This window comes from Halorussus lipolyticus, assembly GCF_029338375.1.
Taxonomy (GTDB): domain Archaea; phylum Halobacteriota; class Halobacteria; order Halobacteriales; family Haladaptataceae; genus Halorussus; species Halorussus lipolyticus.
Window position 1 is genome coordinate 1,669,773 of sequence record NZ_CP119804.1, and the last position, 16,820, is coordinate 1,686,592.

Here is a 16,820-nt window from a genome sequence, read left to right on the forward strand (position 1 = left end):
CGCTTCCCGCCGTGGGCTTCTACTGACCGAACCCGGAAAGCCCCGCCAGTATCTCGTCCAGTTCGTCGTCCAGCGCGTCGGCGAGTTCCCGGACGCCCGATTTCTCGGCGCGCTCGGGGTTCGCCAGTACGTGGACCTCCTCGGTCCCGACACTCACGAAGCCGAGGCCGAGTTTCTCGGCGGTCGCCCGCAGTCCGAGTCCGGCGTCTGCCTGTCCGCTGGCCACCTTTCTGGCGGGACTCTCGTGGGCCTTCGCGGCCAACTCGAAGCCGTCGATGGACGCCACGAGGTCGTGGCGCGAGGAGCCACGTTCGTCGGCGAGGTCGGCGATTGCCCTGCCGAGGCTGGTCCGAAGCCCCGAGTCGCTCCCCCGGTTGACGAACCGCAGGTCCCGGTCCACGAGGTCCGCGAGACTCCCGATTTCCTCGGGGTTCCCGGCGGGCACGACCAGCCCCCACTCGCGCCGGTAGGCGGCCAGTTCGGTGGCCTCGACGCCGCGGTCCTCGGCGGTGCCAGCGGACGTGACCGCGAAGTCCGGCACGCCGTCCCGAAGTCGGCGCAGACCCTCGCGGGACCCGACCGAGAGGTAGCGCGGGCGTTCGAGGCTATCGAGGAGCCTCGCCAGCGCGGGGTCGTCCTCGCCCACGCCGAGGACGGTCGGCGGGCGCACGTCCGGCGAGAACAGTTGGACCGCGACCGTCTCGTCCTCGGCGACGTAGGCGGTGTCGGCGGGGACCTCGACCACGCCGTCGGCCTCCACGAGGCTGGTGGTCGCGCCGCTCCCCTTGTCCACGACGTAGGCCAGCAGGTCGTCGCTCGCGGTTCCACCGCTCGCATTTTTCGAGGCGCTTCGCGCCTCGCCCGTCTCGGTCAGGCCCACGGGCATCATCCGCATCCGGCCCTCGGAGTAGCGTTCTTCGGTCGCCATCCGGGCCTCGACCGTCGCGGTGGCGGGTTCCGGGACCCCGGCGGCGTTCCGGATTGCGGGCGCGACGAAGGTTCGGAAGATGGTCAGCGCCGAGACGGGATAGCCGGGGAGACCGACGTAAGCCGAGTCTGCAACTCGGCCCACGAGCATCGGCTTGCCGGGCTTGACCGCCACGCCGTGTAGCAGGAGTTCGCCGCGCTCCTCGATGACCTGATAGATTACGTCCACCGCGCTGGCGCTCGTGGACCCAGACGACAGCACGAGGTCGCACTCGTCGGCGGCCTCCCGGAGGATGCGCTCCATCTCGTCGTAGTCGTCGCCAGCGTGGGGGTAGAGTTCTGGCTCGCCGCCCGCTTCGGCGACTGCGGCGGCGATGGTGTAGCTGTTCACGTCGTAGATTTGCCCCGCCGCGCTGTCTACCTCGTCGCCGGGCCGGACCAACTCGTCGCCGGTCGAGACGATGCCGACCGTGGGTTTGCCCCGGACCGGGACCTCCTCGACGCCGAGCGCCGACAGGAGACCGATTTCGCGGGCGGTAAGCCGCGTTCCGGGACCCAAGGCTCGCTCGCCCGCCGCCACGTCGGCCCCGGCGAGCATCACGTGGTCGCCCGGCGCGACCGCAGTTCGGATTTCGACCGCCTCGCCCTCCTCGGTCTCGTCGGTTCGCTCGACCATCACCACGGCGTCCGCGCCCTCGGGCATCACCGCGCCGGTCGAGATTTCGGCCGCTTGGTCCTCGGCGATTTCTACGTCGGGTTTCGTTCCTGCGTGGACAGTTCCGACGAGTTCGAGGGTAGCCGGGTCGGATTCGTCCGCGCCGAAGGTGTCGCGCGCCCGGACCGCGTAGCCGTCCATGCTCGCCCGGTCGAACCCCGGCACGTCGAGGCCAGCGTCGATTCGCTCGGCGAGGGTTCGGCCTCGGGCGTCTTCGAGAGGGACCTGTTCGGGGTCGGGGGTCAGGTCGAGGCTGGCGATTGCTTCGCGGGCGTCTTCGGGGTCTGAGAGGTCTCTGAACTCTTTTCGGTCAGTCATTGGGTATCAGCTCCGTGCAACTGTTGGTGGTTGGTCGCTGTCTTCGGGGTTCTATGCGGGAGAAACAGGTCAGAGGCGACAGCAGAAGATTCGGAGATGAACGCCTCTGAAGCCCGCGACCGGGCGGCCCCTTCATCCACCCGGACCGCACCGCAACCGCGGGCCACGGGCCTCCCCAACCGACTGCGCTTCTCGGCCTCCGCTACGCTCCGGCCTGCGATGCTCATCCCTCGCGCGGAAGGGGCGCGGCGCACGAGAGCGCCGCGCCAGCGCGCGCCGACCGCAGACAATTGTTTTTGTTTCCTTAGACAATATGTGGATTTTCTAGACATTTGAAAGTGCGTGTCTGAACGTCGGGCGTGATTTTCGTCCCGCTTCACGCCGACCACTCCCAGTCCTGCACGGAGACGGTCTCTCCCTCCGGAATTCCCTCGCGTCCCTCGGGCACTTCGACCCATCCGTCGGCGAGCGCCACGCTGGAGAGGACGCCCGACCCACTCGCTCTGGTCGGCGTTGCGGTCGTCGCGCCCTCGTCGTTTTCTCCCAATTGCACCCGAGCGAAGGTCCGGATACCGGGTTCGCTCCGAATCTTGCGGTCGAGGAGGGCCTCGGTCGTCGGAAAGTCGCTCTCGGGAAGCCCACCGACTCGCTTCAGCGCGGGCCGGAGGAACTGGACCGCGTTGATGATGCAGGCGACGGGGTAGCCGGGGAGCATCACGACCGGGGTCTCCTCCACGACGCCCACCGCGACGGGATGGCCGGGCTTGAGGGCGACGCCGTGGAACAGGATTTCCCCGAGGTCGGCCACGACTTCGGGGAGCAGGTCGCGCTCGCCGACCGAGGAGCCGCCGGTCGTGACCACCACGTCTTTCGTCAGGTCGCGCTGGATGGCTGTCCGGAGGGCCTCGGGGTCGTCGGTCACCACGTCGCGGTAGGTCGCGTCGCCGCCCCACCGCTCGACGTAGCGCGAAATCGTCAGCCCGTTGGTCTCGACCACCTCGCCGGGACCGGGATTCGACTGAACCAACTCCTCGCCGGTCGGAATCACCCCGACCGCGGGGCGCTCGCGGACCGCCACCGTTTCGACGCCGACCGACTTGAGCAGACCCAAATCCGAGGGCCGGAGACGGTGGCCGGGGTCGTAGAGGTGCTGGCCCTCCGCTACGTCCTCGCCGACCGGCGCGACGTTCTCGCCCTCCGCCACGGCGTCGAAAATCTCTACCTCGTCGCCGAACTCGTCTACCTGCTCTATCATCACCACCGCGTTCGCCCGGTCGGGGAGTTCGCTCCCGGTGTGGACCCGGACCGCCGAGTCGGGAGTCAGTTGCTCGCTCTGTCGAAGCACCTCGGGCGACCGGTCGCTCGCGCCGAAGGTGTCCTCGGCCCGGACCGCGTAGCCGTCCATCGCGGCCCGCGGGTAGTGGGGGACGTTTCGCTCTGCGACGACCTCCTCGGCGAGGAGTCTGCCGTCTGCCGACGAGAGCGGGACCTCCTCGGTCCGGTCGTGAGAGACCACCGCGTCGAGGAGGCGCTCGCGGGCCTCGCCGACGCGGGTCTTGTCCTTGAACCCGGACTGCTTTCGGTCCGGTTGGTCTTCGCTCATGGGTCGAAATCGGCCGTCCGCGGGCAAAAACGTGTGGGAAAGCCCCGCAGACGGGACCACACCCTTTTTCGCCCCGCCGTCCTAAGACGCAGGTATGTCAGCGCTTCGTGAGGCCATGCGGGAGTTGCCGGACGCGGTGTTCGCCGACTTGCTGGAGAGCGACGACGCCTACCTGCTGGTCATCGACCTGCCGGGTGCCAACGAGAAGACGGTGGACGTCGGCGTCTCCGACGGGAAACTCGAAATCGAGGCGCGCCGAGAGAAAGACGTGCCGATGGACTTCTCGTACCTCCAAGAGGAGCGCTCGCTGTTCCTCGACGCCGACCTGCCCCTGCCGCCGGACGCCACCGGGGCCGACGCCGAGGCGACCATCGACCGGGGCGTGCTGGAGCTTCGCCTCCCCAAGCGCGAGGCCACCCCGGAACAGGAAATCCACGTCGAGAGCCGGTGACCCTGCGGGGTGGTCACACTGGCTAACCTCCGTGCGTACCGGCGGTTCTTCGTCGTCGCGTACCACTTCCTGCCGCTCCTGCTGAGTTACGCCCGCGACCGACGCCGGTTCCTGCTGTTCGGCAGTTCCCGGCGTGTCGATAGCCAGACACGCGTCGAACGCGCCAACACCCTGCTGGAGTCGCTTCTGACGCTCGGGCCGACGTTCATCAAACTCGGGCAACTCCTCTCGACTCGCCCCGACATCCTGCCGCCCGAGTACGTCGATGTCCTCTCGAAACTGCAGGACGAGGTGCCGCCAGCGCCGTGGGCCGAGGCCCGGTCGGTCCTCGAAGACGAGGTGGGTCCAATCGAGGAGCGATTCGACGAGTTCGACACCGACGCCATCTCCGGGGCGAGTCTCGGACAGGTCTACACCGCCGAAATCGACGGGAAGGAGGTCGCGGTGAAGATTCGGCGACCCAACATCGAGGAGTTAGTCAACGCCGACCTGCGCGTCATTCGGTGGTCGTTGCCCATCCTCTTGCGGTTCCTCGGGCAGGCCAGAGCCTTCTCGCTGGAGAATCTGGCCGACGAGTTCGCTCGCACGATTCGCCAAGAGATGGACTACGACCGGGAGGCCGCCATGCTTGAGGAGATTCGCTCGAACTTCGAGGGCAACGACGACGTGGCGATTCCGGCGGTCATCGACTCCCATTCCGGGCCGCGCGTCCTGACGATGGAGTACATCACCGGCACCAAAATCAACGACGTGGAGGAACTCGACGCGATGGGCGTGGACCGCCACGAACTCGCGGTCAACCTCCAGCGGGCCTACCTCCAGATGTTGCTCGAAGACGGGGTGTTCCACGCCGACCCCCATCCCGGCAACCTCGCGGTGTGCGACGACGGTACCATCGTCTTCTACGACTTCGGGATGTCGGGCCGGGTGGACGAGTTCATCCAGAACAAAATCATCGACTTCTACATCGCCGTCGCCAACCAAGACATCGACGGAATTCTGGACGCGCTGGTCGAGATGGGCACCCTCAGCCCCGAGGCCGACCGGGCGACGATGGGGAAGGTGATGGAACTCGCCATCGAGGACGCCCGCGGCGAGGACATCGAGACCTACCGGGTCCAGCAAATCGTGGAACAGGTCGAGGACACCATCTACGATTTCCCCCTCCGCCTGCCCCCGAACCTCGCGCTGGTCCTGCGGGTCGCCACGGTGGTCGAGGGCGTCTGCGTCACCCTCGACCCGGATTTCGACTTCATCTCGGTCGCCACCGACTACCTGACCGAGCAGGGGTATCGAGAGGAGTCCATCAAGCAGTTCGCCAGCGAGACCGGCGACCAGATTCAGCGGTCGATTCAGTCGTCGGTCCGCGTCCCGCCGAAACTCGAAAGCACGCTCGACCGAATCGAGCGCGACGACTTCTACGTCCGGGCCGACGTGGAGGACGGCAACGACGTGTTCGAGAACTTGGCCAAGCGACTCGTCTACGGCATGTTGCTGGCCTCGGGCGCGTTCTCGACCGCCTTCCTCTACGCGCTGGCCGACGTGCAGTCGGCGGCGGTGGCGGGAGCTTTCTCGGTCGGGGTCGCGGGCCTCCTCTACCGGACCTTCCGGAGCAAGAAGGGTACGCGAGTCACCCCGCAATTCACTCGCCACGAGATGCGCCAGCGTCGGGGCGGGGAGTAACCTTGACCGGGCACGCGCTCCGAGTCCCGTCCCGAGGGAACGCTGTTTTAGGATAGCCAAAAACGAGTTAGTGTTTTGGAAACTCTTTTTGACCAGTAGTGAGTAGATGGGGGTATGAGCTTCGCCCAGAACCTCGTGCTGGTGTTCGTCGCGGGCCTCGTGACCGCGCTAGCGACGGGTCTCGGCGCGCTCCCGTTCTTCGTGGTCGAGGACTTCAGCGACCGGTGGAACGTCGCGCTCTGGGGCCTCGCGTCGGGCATCATGGTGTCCGCCTCGCTGTTCGGACTGGTCAACGAGGGACTGGCGTACTCGTCGGGTGGCCTCCCGGTGTTGATGATTGGGGGCCTGCTGGCGGGCGTCGTGTTGGTGGAAGTCGCCGACTGGGCGCTCGACGCCATCGACATCGAGGGCGGCGAAAGCAACGAGAAGCATTCCGAAGACAATCAAATCAATCATGAAAACGAAGGCGTTCGTTCCGAAGACGAGGAGGTCCACGCCGACGGCGGCGGCGGTCACGACCACGGCGAACACGCGATGGAGGCCGAGGCGTTCGCGGAGGGCGACCTGCGGAAACTCGTCCTCATCCTCGGCATCCTGACGGTCCACAGTTTCCCCGAGGGCGTCGCGGTCGGGGTCTCGTTCGCCGAGTTGGGCTTCGAGGGCGGCATCCCGATTCTCGGGTTCACGGTGCCCCTGCTGGCGGTGTTCATGACCGTCGCCATCTCAATCCACAACGTCCCCGAGGGATTGGCCATCTCCATCCCGATGCGAGCGATGGACGTGAGCAAGTGGCGGATGGTCGGCGCGGCAGTCTTTTCGAGTCTGCCCCAACCCATCGGCGCGGTCATCGCCTTCGCGTTCGTCCGGTGGGCCGAGGCCTTCCTCCCCTTCGGGTTCGGGTTCGCCGCGGGCGCGATGATTTATTTAGTCGCCACCGAGTTCATCCCCGAGGCGCTGGAGACCGGCGCGGAACTGCCGGGCGAGGGCCACCGGGAACTGCTGGCGGGCCTCGCGGTGGGCGTCGGCGCGATGATTCCGCTGATGTACGTCTGAGGTGCGTTTTTCCGGCTTCCCTCGGCTTTACCTCGCTGGCGTCGTAGGGCCTGCATGGACATCGCACCCTTCGAACTCGAACGCTGGTTCGCCGAGTACGAACACGAGGCCGACATCATGCTGGCCGAGAGCGGGATTCGGAGCCTCCGGGCCGACCGGTTCGACCTGAACCCCGGCAAGTTGGGCTACGTCATCCCGACCAACGGCGACCCCGAACTCAGGGCCGAGGTCGGAAGTCGGTACGACCGCGGAGCAGACGAACTGCTGTTCACCTGCGGGACCCAAGAAGCGAACCTCCTCGCGTTCCTCTCGCTGATGGACGAAGATAGTCATGCCGTCGTTGTCACCCCAACGTATCAGGCGCTCCACGCTGTCCCCGAGTCCATCGGCGACGTGAGCAGGGTCTCGCTCGAACCCCCGGAGTGGGAACTCGACGTGGACGCCGTGGCCGACGCGATTCGGCCCGAAACCGAGGTGGTCGTCCTCAACAACCCGAACAACCCGACCGGGCGCTACCACCCCGAGGAGACGGTCCAAGCACTCTACGACCTCGCCGAGGACGAAGACGCCTACCTGCTCTGCGACGAAGTGTACAGGCTCCTCGCCGACGACCCCCTGCCGACCGTGGCGAGCATGGGCGACCACGGCATCAGCACGACCAGTCTGACCAAAGCCTACGGCCTCGCCGGCCTGCGGTTCGGCTGGATTGCCGGCCCCGAGGAGGTAATCGAGGAGGCGTGGAAATGGAAGGACTACACCACCATCTCGCCGTCCATCTTCGGTCAGCACATCGCCCGGCAGGCCCTCGGCGAGCGCGAGGACGCCATTCTGGCGGAGAACCGCGAGTTGGCCGCCCACAACCGCGAGCGAGTCCGGGAGTTCGTCGCCGAGTACGACCTCTCGTGGTACGACCCGGTGGGCGTCAACGGCTTCCTGTCGGTCCCGGAGGGATTCTCGGGGAGCGTGGACTTCTGCCGAGAAGTCGTGGAGGAGGAGGGCGTGGTCCTCGCACCGGGCGAGTTGTTCGGCTACGACGACTACTTCCGCATCGGGTTCGGCCTGCCGACCGACGAGTTGGAGGAGGGCCTCTCGCGGGTGGCCGACTGCATCGAGCGCCGCGCCTGAGAGCCGATTCCGACGCCGAATCCCGTGGGACTCGGGGACGATACTCGCGGTGGAAGTTACCACGACTCTCTGATTTGGGGATACTTGCTCAGATTCAGTTTTAAAATTTCTAGAGCCTTCTCAGCGTATTGTAAAACGTTAGTTCGACGGGGTGAAAAGACGGGAAACTAACTCGCCGGGGCTAAAACGCGCGAATTTCAGCTAACGCTCGCCCCTTTATATGATGGTGGGGGTTGTACGGAGAGATAGGTGACCCCCGATGTCGAATGCCCCCTCCACGCTCGATACGCCCCTCCCCGACGAACGGCCCGACGAACTCGCCGACGCGCTGGACGCTGTGCGGTCCGCCCTCGACACCGCGTCCAAACCCTTCGAGTTCGCCGGGTTCTGGTCGGCAGTCGTCCTGCCGGCGCTCTACGTGCCCGTGCTGGTCGGCGGCGGCGTCCCCGAGCAACGCGCCGCCTTCGGCCTCTTGCTGGCAGTCCACGCCGTCGCGCTGGTCGCCGGACACGGCTACCGCAACGACTGATTCCCGCTGACGTTCCCGGTGTCCTCCCGACGCACTCTCCGCTTTGCTCACGCCCTTCTTTGCCGCGTTCCCCTCTCTGCCACCCTCCCTTCTCTCCCCCGCTTCTCGCCCATCTGTCGTCCAAACCGACGGAAACCCATTCCAAACCGTTTATACTACCCCGGACGCTATCCCGGCGTATGGCAAAAGAGCAGAAGGAAGTACGGGACCTGCAGGAAGGCAACTACGTGATGATCGACGACGCCGCATGTGAAATCAACTCCTACAGCACGGCAAAACCGGGCAAGCACGGTAGCGCGAAGGCCCGCATCGAGGCCGAAGGCGTCTTCGACGGCAAGAAGCGCAGTCTCTCTCAGCCTGTGGACGCCAAGATTTGGGTCCCCATCATCAACCGCAAACAGGGTCAGGTCGTCTCCGTCGAGAGCGACGACGTGGCGCAGGTCATGGACCTCGAAACCTACGAGACCATCACCATCAAGACGCCCGGTGATGTCTCGCTGTCGCCCGACGACGAACTCGAATACCTCGAAATGGACGACCAGCGGAAGATTCTCGAATAGATGTTCCCCGGCGCGTCCGCCGACCGCGACGAGGCCGATTACGTGGTCGTCGGCGCGCCCCTCGACGTTTCGACGACGTTTCAACCCGGCGCGCGATTCGGCCCGGAGCGCATCCGGCGATTCGCGCGCACCTACGACGACTACGACGCCCGGTCGGGCCGACACTTCTCCGACCTCGGGGTCCACGACCACGGCGACGTTCGGGCGTGGGACGACGCTAGCGAGTATCTGGAGTATCTGGAAGGGGTGGCGACCGACGTTCGGTGGGACGACGCCTTGCCCCTCCTGCTCGGGGGCGAACACACCGTCACGGTCGCGGGCGTCCGGGCGGTCGAACCCGACGCCTTCGTCTGTCTCGATGCCCATTTAGACCTCCGCGAGGAGTACGACGGCAACGAACTCAGCCACGCGACCGTGACCCGCCACGTCCTCGACGTGGCCGACGAGGCGATTGTCCTCGGCGCGCGCACCGGGAGCGAGGACGAGTGGGACCGGGCCAGCGAGGACGACGTGACCGTCGTCCCGCCCGAGGAGGTCGGCGACTGGTCGCCCGACTTCGGTGCTGAAGATTCAGTCTACCTCAGCGTGGACATCGACGGCGCGGACCCCGGTTTCGCGCCCGGCACCGGCACGATGGAGCCGTTCGGCATGACGCCCCGCGAGATGCGCGACGTGGTGCGGGAGGTCGCCGACGCCGCCGACGTTTCGGGCTTCGACGTGGTGGAGGTCAACGACCGCGACGACGGCCAGTCCGCGGCCCTCGGCGGGAAACTCCTCCGGGAGTTCGTCTTCGCGGATGCCGATTTGTCGGAGTAAGAAGTCGAAGTGTGAATTACTACTCGGTTCGTTACTGCTGTTTCCGACTCGAAGTTTTCACATGTATCTCGTAGCTTTCTTTATGCTCTTTGCCAGATAGCCCGATAGTTGAAATAACCACCTTTGGCGTTGCTTCCACTACTTTTTCGAAGGGTATACTTGGTTCTTTAATTACTTCTCCCTCTGGATTTAGAGTCGTGCTATAATCTACGTATACTTCTTTCTCTTTAGAAGTATGGTTAATCCCGACCGAAATTGCTGATAGTTCCTCATCAATGCGTTCGTGCAGCAATTTGTTTATTTTACTAGTTGCTAATTCTGCACATTGTGCCTTTGCCCACTGCGAAAACGGGATTACATCATACGTCGGTACCATCCTCGTCTTGTTTTGAGTGTTCGAGGTAGGCTTTTTATAACCGCTTTTATATCTCACCGAATTATTTCCCTCGATGTACTCCACGTCCTTCTTTTGGATTTCCTTTCGGACGGAGACTTTTGGGGCTTGGCCTTGTTTGCTCATATCCGGAATTGCGGTCTCTCTTGTCTCGGAACTATTGCTCTGTTCGCTCAAGCAACCAGTTACGAGCGTAAGAACACTTACTGAAACAAATCCACGGCGCGTCTTCTTCATATTTTTAGTACTCCGTAAAAGAGAATAAGACTTCTCCCACCTACAGTGCGAGGTTGTACTCGTCGTTCATGATCTTGTCTAACGCAATGGCTCCGGAATCAGTACCGTCGTTAGTCCAGCAATGCAAACCGACGAGCCAGTAGTAACCATCACCCGAGTCAAACCGATAGTGTGGACCTCCGGAGTCACCTCTAGCTTGGTCAGCAGTAGTCCAGAAGTTTCGCTTTCCATTCTTAGCTACCGTTTCCTTAATTGTACCCGAGTTCCTTCCTGCAGATTTCCCTTGATGAGTGATTTCGTATTGGTACCCATCGTTCGCAATCCAATCCCAGCCATGTACTTTGTTGACTGTATCCGTATACCCTCCCCCATCCTCTGCGAGCTTGTTTGTATAATCGACGTCGCTGTACTTGTATTCTATCAGACCTGCATCCATTTGACCGCCGTCAACCCTGATAGAACTGTCAAGTGGGTAACCGAGGTTCTTATCCCACTCCGGTTGGTGAACCTGACCGGGTACCGAACCATCGTCGTTCTGTAATACGTGTCCTGCTGTCAAGAACCGGCGACGTGAAACACTATAGTCCCAGAACGAAAAGCAGAGCGTCCCACCCAAGTCAATTTTACAACCGCCAGGACATGGCCGATACGCCGTATCGTAGTATTCCTGTTGAATTTTCTCCTTCTTTTCGAAGACAACAGGTATTTTCTCGATAACTTCTGTATTCTCTGAGCCGCCAGCGGTTCCACTCACGTAGGAGGGGGTGTTATTTTCTACTTCTTCAAATGTGATACTTGGCTCAGAGATCACCTTGCCGTTAGATTTCTTTAGTGTGTCGTAGGACACGACTACGTAGGGTTCAACCTGTTCTGGGGACGTCGAATCATACCTTACACCAGTGTTGATGGAGTTAGACGGACCTATTTTTTCGATTGCTTTCGAAACTCTCTCCGCGGCGTCATACGCGGCCTGGATTCGGACCCAACGTCCGCGGGGAATTGTCGAATGAATAGTCTCAACCTCAGGCGGACTATTCAGCCCATCTGGATGCTTGTATTCGTATCCTTTCACGTATGGAACCTCTTTTTTTGGATCGGAGGTGACCTGCGCAATACTCTCCTGCGAGAGGGTATTAATCGTAGCCGCTGAAAGGCCTAAATTTGCGAGGGTGTTCATGAATCGACGCCGCCCCATCAGTTCGTACTTATCTGATGACACCCACAAATTAAGTCATATAGATATAATTTATGTCTTTCTAACCATAGAAAACATAATCGGAATTGATGTATGATATGTGTTGAGGACTACCGTAGAGATAGTACTTTAGTTCGGAAAGGAGGGCGGTTCAGAGGTGTATCGAGTGTTCAATCGACATCTGACTACTATTGTATCTTCTTCAATAGTACCAACTGAGTAGGAGCGCGGAGATACAGATACAAGCCCCTCCCGCGAGAACACCAGCGTAGAACATGGACCTCGCCGAACTCGCCTCCCGATACGACGACCGCCTCCGAACCGACGACTTCGCCGACGTGGACGCCAGCGAGAACGGCCTGCAGGTCGGCCCCGACCACCGCGAGGTCGAATCGGTCGCGTTCGCGGTGGACGCCGCCGAGCAGACCATCGAGACAGCGGCCGACCGAGGAGCGGACGCCCTCGTGACCCACCACGGCCTCTCGTGGGGCGGCATCGACCGCGTTACCGGCCGCCAGTACGACCGCATCGCGCCCCTCATCGAGAACGACGTGGCGCTCTACGTCTCGCACCTGCCGCTGGACGCCCACCCCGAACTCGGCAACGCCGCCGGTATCGCCGACCTCCTCGGACTGGACGACCGCGAACCCTTCGGCGAGGTGGGACCGGAACACGTCGGCCAGCGGGGCCGCGCCCCCGAACCCATCCCGACCGACCACCTGCGCGAGACCCTCGAAGCCGAACTCGACCACTTCGGGCAGGGCGTGCGGGTCCTTGACTTCGGCCCCGAGGAAATCGAGGACGTGGCTGTCCTGACCGGGAGCGGCGTCGATTGGCTCGACGAAGCGGTCGAGGCGGGCGCTGACGCCCTCATCACCGGCGAAGGCAAACAGAAGGTCTACCACGAGGCCCGCGAGGCCGGACTCACCGTCGTCCTCGCCGGCCACTACGCGACCGAAACCTTCGGCGTCCGGTCACTCCAGACGCTCGCCGACGACTGGGGCCTCGAAACGACCTACATCGACGCGCCGACCGGGCTGTGAGCCGAATGGCCGACTCCGACTCGCTTCGCGCGACGATTCGCAACCCGTGGGTCCGGCGAGCCATCACGCTCGTTCTCCTCGGACTCGCGGGGGCCGTGGCGTTCGCGCAGGGCGGCGTCCTCCCCGTCGCGTTCGGCGCGCTCGTCGGGATGGTCGCCTCGGTGGCGGTCTACCGGTACGTCCGCAGTCGGAGTACGTAGCCGTGGCCGAAATCCGGGGCGGGACGCTCGTCCTCGATTAGGAGTCGCCCCGCGCTCTGACCTCGTAGTGTCGCGCCCGGTCGTCGTACCGCGAAAGGACTTTCTCGGCTTCCGGCGGAATATGGGCCTGCTCGTGGTCCTCGCCCGCGAACTCCTTCACGGCGTCCAGCGAGTCGAAGCGCATGACGGTGACGAATTCGACCTCCTCGTCGCCCCTGTTCGCGCGCCGGAGGACGCGAAACCCGCGATAGCCGTCGATGTCCTCGTCGGCGAAGCGCGGGAAAATCTCGTCGTGGAGGAGGCGCTCGTACTCGTCGGCCTCCTCGGGCGTCGTCCATCCGTGCCAGATACGCTCTATCACGGCCGGGGCTTCGGCCCGCGGGGAGTTAATCTTCGCGGCGAACGAGTCGAAACCGCCACCGCCGAACTGGGACTATCGGGGCGACATCGCCAATCAGTTGGTCGAAGAAGGACGCGACAGACGCTACGCGTGGGGTATCTCGGTCCGGGCGAGACCGAGGGCCGAGTCGCGCTGGACGCATTCTCTGAAATAGGTAGTATTAAAACCCTTCAATTCAACTTGAATCACGTGTCCGTCGGGTTTCAACAACCCTCGCGGTTGCCGGAGCTACGGTCACGCGACGGTTCTCGGCGGGTACGGGCCGCGGCCAACCGGCCCCGATAGCCGACCTTCGGGTACGGCTAATTGAACCGCCGCTGGCGTCCGACCGGCGTCACGTGGGCCCTCGTGGCAGTTGGCACTACCGCTTTTGAGAGTCTCACTTCGAATAGCGGCGTCGTCACGTGGTTATCAGCGTTGATACATCCATACAAGCTTATTTCACGCGCTTACATATCTATTTTCGAGAAAAACCAAGATGGGACACAAATGGCCATTCGTGGAGAGAGTACGACGGAGCTACGCATCGAAGCTCGCGGTCGCGCTGGTGTCGGTCGTGGCGCTGACCGTCGTGGTCGGGGCGCTGATACACGTCCAGACCGGCGAGCGACTGCGGACCGACGTGCAAGACGAGTTGACTGCGTTCTCGAACTCGCGGGCCGACACGCTCGACACGTGGCTGTCGAGCGTCGAGACCCAGACGAAACTGACCTCACAGCATCCAGCCCTCAAGACCGGCGACACCGACCGCATCCGGGGGCACTTGAAGGGGCTGGTAACCGACGGGACGGTCCCCGACGGCGTGGTCGCGGTCCACTACTACGACGCCGAGGAGGGAACCATCGTGACGAGTTCGAGCGACGAACTCGCGGGAGTCAGTCCCGGCGAGCAGGGCGCGCCCTTCGCCACCGACCCGCCGAACTACGACGGCGCTGACGACGTGTACGTCTCCGCGCCCTTCCGCGTCCCAATCGTGGACTTCCCGGTCGTGGCGGTCGTCTCGCCGGTTCCCGACCGACCGAACAAGCGGGTCATCTACATGGTGAACATCGCCGAGCGAACCCGGTCGCTCACCGGCGGCGTCGAGGGCGGTTCGACGGTGGTCCTCGACGGACAGGGCCGGTATCTCGCCCACCCCAACGCGAGCAAGCTACTGGCGATTCACCGCGGCGGGGACGACAGTCCCGCAGTCGAGCGCGGGGTCGCTGGCGAATCCGGATTCATGCAGATGGACAGTGGGATGCTCATGGCCTACGCGCCGATGGAGTCGGCCGACTGGGTGGTCGTCGTCCACGCGCCACAGAGCGAGGCCTACGCGCTCGGGTCAGCAGTCACGTCGAACATCCTCGGTCTCATCCTGCTGGCGGTGGTTAGCCTCGCACTGGTCGGCGTCACCGTCGGGAGCAACACGGTCATCTCGCTCCGCCAACTCTCGGCGAAGGCCGACGAGATGGCCAGCGGGGACCTCGACGTTGACTTGGAGACCGAGCGCCGCGACGAGTTCGGGTCGCTGTACGACTCCTTCGGCCGGATGCGCGACTCGCTCCGGCAACAGATACGCGAGGCCGAGGAGGCCCGCGAATCCGCCGAGTCCGCGCGCCGGGAAGCCGAGGACGCCAAAGAGAGCGCCGAGGAGGCCCGCGAGGAGGCCGAAGCCCTCTCGTCGCACCTCGAAACCAAGGCCAACCACTACGAGGACGTGATGAGCGCGGCCGCAGACGGCGACCTCGGGGTTCGGGTGGACCCCGAAAGCCGGAGCGAGGCGATGGTCGCCATCGGCGAGTCGCTCAACGAGATGTTAGACGACATCGAGCGCACCGTGGCCAAAGTCAAGCGGTTCTCCTCGCACGTCTCGAACGCAGTCGTGGACGTGGAATCGAGCGCCGAGGAGGTCATGGCGACCGGCGAGGAGGTCAGCGAGTCGGTCGGCGAGATTTCGGAGGGCGCGGCCAGACAGACCGAGAACCTCGGCGACGTGGCCGACGAGATGAACGCACTGTCGGCCAGCGCCCAACAGGTGGCGTCAACGGTGGACGAAGTTGCGGCGACCTCCGAGCAGGCGGCCGCCGCGGGCCGGAACGGCCGGGAAGCCGCCGAGGACGCCCTCGCGGAGATGGATGCGGTCGAGACCGCAACCGAGCGGACCGCGGCCCAAATCGAGGAACTCGAAGACGAGATGGCCGCCATCGGCGAGGTGGTCGAGGTCATCACCGAAATAGCCGAGCAGACCAACATGCTCGCGCTGAACGCCTCCATCGAGGCCGCCCGGACCGGCGCGGAGGGCGACGGTTTCGCGGTGGTCGCAGACGAGGTGAAGAACCTCGCCGAGGAGACCAAAGAGTCCGCCACCGAAATCGAGGGCCGCATCGAGCGCGTCCAGTCGAAGACGGCCGAATCGGTCGCGGAGATGCACGAGACCAGCGAGCGCATCACGACCGGCGTCGAGACGGTCGAGGGCGCAATCGACGCGCTGGAGGAAATCGCGGAGTACGTCGAGGAGACCGACGCTCGAATCCGGGAAATCAACGAGGCCACCGAGGACCAAGCAGAGTCGTCGTCCGCGGTGGTCGAGATGGTGGACGAAGTGGCGTCCATCAGCGAGGAGACCACCGGACAGGCCGAGTCGGTCGCCGACGCGGCCGAGGCCCAGACGACCACGCTGGCGGAGGTCCGCGACGACGCCGAGGGACTGGCCGAGCGCGCGGCGGAACTCTCGGCCCTGCTCGACGACTTCCGGGTCACGAAGGGTACCGGACCGATGGACGAGACCGGCTTCGAGGCCGCGGAGGTGAGCGACCGATGATGGACCTCACGCCGGTCTGGTTCTGGCTCGGCACGCTCGGGATGGCCCTCGGCACGGCCGTCCCGCTCTGGCGACTCGTCTCTTCGGGGCGCTACCGGACCTACTACGCGGTGCTGGCGGGCGTCACCGGATTCGCGGCGGTGGCGTACCTCACGATGGCGCTCGGCCTCGGAAAAATCGAGGCCGGTAGTGGTGCGCTCTACCTGCCTCGCTACCTCGACTGGCTGGTGACGACGCCCCTGCTGGTGCTGTATCTCGGGATGCTGTGTCAACCGGACCGTCGGGTCTACGCCGCGCTGGTCGGCGTGGACGTGCTGGTCATCGGCGCTGGCGTGGTGGCCGGACTGCTCCCGTCGCCGTACAGCTACGTCGCGTATCTGGTCGGCTGTGTCGCTTACGGGGGACTCCTCTACCTGTTGCTGTCGGTTCTGCCCCGGCAGGCGACCCTCCACGGGGACCGCGTTGACGCGGTGTTCGCCAAACTCCGGAACCTGACCGTGGTCCTCTGGACGCTCTATCCGGTGGTCTGGGTACTCGGGCCGCTCGGCGTGGGCCTGCTACAGACCGGGACCGAGGTCATGGTCGTGACCTACTTGGACCTCATCAGTAAGGTCGGGTTCGTCGCCATGGCGGTCAACGGCGCGGACGCGCTCGACCAACTCCGGACCGAGGAGGCCCTGTCCGACCCGGCCGACGCTCCGGCGTCGGCGGCCGACTGACTGAGTTCCGTTTTTCGCTCTCGCAATCGCGGCGTTCAAGCGTCTGGAC

The 16,820-nt window shown here is 64.1% G+C and carries 16 protein-coding genes; 11 read left to right on the plus strand and 5 right to left on the minus strand.

Annotation, left to right across the window (positions count from 1 at the left end):
• Positions 1 to 19: 19 nt before the first annotated feature.
• Complete coding sequence (locus tag P2T57_RS08485) at positions 20 to 1,960, minus strand: molybdopterin biosynthesis protein (RefSeq protein ID WP_276302048.1); 1,941 nt, start codon at positions 1,958 to 1,960, stop codon at positions 20 to 22.
• 376 nt (positions 1,961 to 2,336) lie between these two features.
• Complete coding sequence (locus P2T57_RS08490) at positions 2,337 to 3,563, minus strand: molybdopterin molybdotransferase MoeA (protein WP_276302049.1); 1,227 nt, start codon at positions 3,561 to 3,563, stop codon at positions 2,337 to 2,339.
• 94 nt (positions 3,564 to 3,657) lie between these two features.
• Between P2T57_RS08490 and P2T57_RS08495 the strand changes: the two genes are divergently transcribed.
• From P2T57_RS08495 to speB, 7 genes are all read left to right on the plus strand, one after another.
• Positions 3,658 to 4,014, plus strand: coding sequence for an Hsp20/alpha crystallin family protein (locus P2T57_RS08495; protein WP_276302050.1), 357 nt, complete (start codon positions 3,658 to 3,660; stop codon positions 4,012 to 4,014).
• A 9-nt stretch (positions 4,015 to 4,023) separates the two neighbouring features.
• On the plus strand, positions 4,024 to 5,697 hold the full coding sequence (locus P2T57_RS08500; RefSeq protein WP_276302051.1) for an ABC1 kinase family protein: 1,674 nt from the start codon (positions 4,024 to 4,026) through the stop codon (positions 5,695 to 5,697).
• A gap of 114 nt (positions 5,698 to 5,811) precedes the next feature.
• Positions 5,812 to 6,750, plus strand: a complete 939-nt coding sequence (locus P2T57_RS08505; RefSeq protein ID WP_276302052.1) for a ZIP family metal transporter — start codon at positions 5,812 to 5,814, stop codon at positions 6,748 to 6,750.
• Between the two features lie 54 nt (positions 6,751 to 6,804).
• Positions 6,805 to 7,875, plus strand: coding sequence for an aminotransferase class I/II-fold pyridoxal phosphate-dependent enzyme (locus tag P2T57_RS08510; RefSeq protein WP_276302053.1), 1,071 nt, complete (start codon positions 6,805 to 6,807; stop codon positions 7,873 to 7,875).
• 259 nt (positions 7,876 to 8,134) lie between these two features.
• Positions 8,135 to 8,404 (plus strand): DUF8028 family protein, encoded by a 270-nt coding sequence (locus P2T57_RS08515; protein ID WP_276302054.1) that lies wholly within the window; start codon positions 8,135 to 8,137, stop codon positions 8,402 to 8,404.
• 179 nt (positions 8,405 to 8,583) lie between these two features.
• Complete coding sequence (locus tag P2T57_RS08520) at positions 8,584 to 8,964, plus strand: translation initiation factor IF-5A (RefSeq protein WP_276302055.1); 381 nt, start codon at positions 8,584 to 8,586, stop codon at positions 8,962 to 8,964.
• Positions 8,965 to 9,780, plus strand: a complete 816-nt coding sequence (gene speB, locus P2T57_RS08525) for an agmatinase (protein ID WP_276302056.1) — start codon at positions 8,965 to 8,967, stop codon at positions 9,778 to 9,780.
• A 31-nt stretch (positions 9,781 to 9,811) separates the two neighbouring features.
• Here the strand turns inward: speB and P2T57_RS08530 are convergent, their stop codons facing one another.
• Both P2T57_RS08530 and P2T57_RS08535 read right to left on the minus strand, forming a co-directional pair.
• On the minus strand, positions 9,812 to 10,411 hold the full coding sequence (locus P2T57_RS08530; protein WP_135824120.1) for a hypothetical protein: 600 nt from the start codon (positions 10,409 to 10,411) through the stop codon (positions 9,812 to 9,814).
• Positions 10,412 to 10,451: 40 nt separating this feature from the next.
• Positions 10,452 to 11,588, minus strand: a complete 1,137-nt coding sequence (locus tag P2T57_RS08535) for a trypsin-like serine peptidase (protein WP_276302057.1) — start codon at positions 11,586 to 11,588, stop codon at positions 10,452 to 10,454.
• 293 nt (positions 11,589 to 11,881) lie between these two features.
• Between P2T57_RS08535 and P2T57_RS08540 the strand changes: the two genes are divergently transcribed.
• Both P2T57_RS08540 and P2T57_RS08545 read left to right on the plus strand, forming a co-directional pair.
• Positions 11,882 to 12,649, plus strand: a complete 768-nt coding sequence (locus tag P2T57_RS08540; RefSeq protein ID WP_276302058.1) for a Nif3-like dinuclear metal center hexameric protein — start codon at positions 11,882 to 11,884, stop codon at positions 12,647 to 12,649.
• A gap of 5 nt (positions 12,650 to 12,654) precedes the next feature.
• On the plus strand, positions 12,655 to 12,849 hold the full coding sequence (locus P2T57_RS08545) for a hypothetical protein (RefSeq protein WP_276302059.1): 195 nt from the start codon (positions 12,655 to 12,657) through the stop codon (positions 12,847 to 12,849).
• Positions 12,850 to 12,886: 37 nt separating this feature from the next.
• On the opposite strand, the gene P2T57_RS08550 is transcribed toward P2T57_RS08545, so the two are convergent.
• On the minus strand, positions 12,887 to 13,210 hold the full coding sequence (locus P2T57_RS08550) for an antibiotic biosynthesis monooxygenase family protein (RefSeq protein WP_276302060.1): 324 nt from the start codon (positions 13,208 to 13,210) through the stop codon (positions 12,887 to 12,889).
• Between the two features lie 538 nt (positions 13,211 to 13,748).
• Between P2T57_RS08550 and P2T57_RS08555 the strand changes: the two genes are divergently transcribed.
• Together P2T57_RS08555 and P2T57_RS08560 are read left to right on the plus strand one after the other, a co-directional pair.
• A complete protein-coding gene (locus P2T57_RS08555) occupies positions 13,749 to 16,052 on the plus strand; it encodes a methyl-accepting chemotaxis protein (protein WP_276302061.1) in 2,304 nt (767 codons plus the stop codon).
• On the plus strand, positions 16,049 to 16,771 hold the full coding sequence (locus tag P2T57_RS08560) for a bacteriorhodopsin (RefSeq protein WP_276302062.1): 723 nt from the start codon (positions 16,049 to 16,051) through the stop codon (positions 16,769 to 16,771). Before P2T57_RS08555 ends, P2T57_RS08560 begins: the two co-directional genes overlap by 4 nt.
• Positions 16,772 to 16,820: the final 49 nt, after the last annotated feature.

Bases quoted from the DNA above. Each gene is read 5' to 3' on its own strand.
- P2T57_RS08485 (WP_276302048.1), bottom strand. From the start codon at position 1,960: ATGACTGACCGAAAAGAGTTCAGAGACCTCTCAGACCCCGAAGACGCC.
- P2T57_RS08490 (WP_276302049.1), bottom strand. From the start codon at position 3,563: ATGAGCGAAGACCAACCGGACCGAAAGCAGTCCGGGTTCAAGGACAAG.
- P2T57_RS08495 (WP_276302050.1), top strand. From the start codon at position 3,658: ATGTCAGCGCTTCGTGAGGCCATGCGGGAGTTGCCGGACGCGGTGTTC.
- P2T57_RS08505 (WP_276302052.1), top strand. From the start codon at position 5,812: ATGAGCTTCGCCCAGAACCTCGTGCTGGTGTTCGTCGCGGGCCTCGTG.
- P2T57_RS08510 (WP_276302053.1), top strand. From the start codon at position 6,805: ATGGACATCGCACCCTTCGAACTCGAACGCTGGTTCGCCGAGTACGAA.
- P2T57_RS08515 (WP_276302054.1), top strand. From the start codon at position 8,135: ATGTCGAATGCCCCCTCCACGCTCGATACGCCCCTCCCCGACGAACGG.
- P2T57_RS08520 (WP_276302055.1), top strand. From the start codon at position 8,584: ATGGCAAAAGAGCAGAAGGAAGTACGGGACCTGCAGGAAGGCAACTAC.
- speB (WP_276302056.1), top strand. From the start codon at position 8,965: ATGTTCCCCGGCGCGTCCGCCGACCGCGACGAGGCCGATTACGTGGTC.
- P2T57_RS08530 (WP_135824120.1), bottom strand. From the start codon at position 10,411: ATGAAGAAGACGCGCCGTGGATTTGTTTCAGTAAGTGTTCTTACGCTC.
- P2T57_RS08535 (WP_276302057.1), bottom strand. From the start codon at position 11,588: ATGAACACCCTCGCAAATTTAGGCCTTTCAGCGGCTACGATTAATACC.
- P2T57_RS08540 (WP_276302058.1), top strand. From the start codon at position 11,882: ATGGACCTCGCCGAACTCGCCTCCCGATACGACGACCGCCTCCGAACC.
- P2T57_RS08545 (WP_276302059.1), top strand. From the start codon at position 12,655: ATGGCCGACTCCGACTCGCTTCGCGCGACGATTCGCAACCCGTGGGTC.
- P2T57_RS08560 (WP_276302062.1), top strand. From the start codon at position 16,049: ATGATGGACCTCACGCCGGTCTGGTTCTGGCTCGGCACGCTCGGGATG.